Origin of the sequence: Actinocatenispora rupis (assembly GCF_016861975.1) — a bacterium.
In the GTDB taxonomy this organism is placed as follows: Bacteria; Actinomycetota; Actinomycetes; order Mycobacteriales; family Micromonosporaceae; genus Actinocatenispora; species Actinocatenispora rupis.
Genome location: NZ_BOMB01000080.1, coordinates 1 through 552, shown reverse-complemented (window position 1 = coordinate 552; position 552 = coordinate 1). Strand labels below are relative to the sequence as shown.

1 pseudogene is annotated in these 552 nt (G+C 68.1%); it reads left to right on the top strand.

From position 1 onward, the window contains the following. Nucleotides 1-89: 89 nt before the first annotated feature. Nucleotides 90-552: pseudogene (locus Aru02nite_RS36350) on the top strand (helix-turn-helix domain-containing protein); the annotation flags it as partial.

The following is a 552-nucleotide window of genomic DNA, read 5'->3' as shown; positions in this document are numbered from 1 at the left end:
CGGTCTGGTGATCTTGAACAGGTGAGGGCCTTCCGGGTTCGGTGTGTAGCGACCAAGCAGACACACCGAACTAGCCAGGAAGGCCCTCAATGGTTCACGCTAACGCACCGTTGACTGCGACTGGCAGGCTGCGTCTTGCCTGCTGCGTGGTGGACAACGGCTGGCCGCTGCGCCGCGCTGCCGAGCGTTTCCAGGTTTCGCCGACGACGGCGAAGCGGTGGGCCGACCGGTACCGCGAGGCGGGCGAGGCAGGCATGAGGGACCGTTCCAGCCGCCCACACACCAGCCCGTCGCGTATCCCGACCCGCATCGAACGCCGCATCATCAAGGTCCGTGTCGTGCGCCGGTGGGGCCCGGCCCGCATCGGGTTCCTGCTGGGTCTGAACCCGGCCACCGTGCACCGGGTCCTGACCGCTACCAGCTGCCTCGCCTGGCGCACCTGGACCGCGCGACCGGCCGGGTCATACGCCGCTACGAACGCCAGCGGCCCGGTGAACTGGTCCACGTCGACATCAAGAAACTCGGCAACATCCCCGACGGCGGCGGACACAA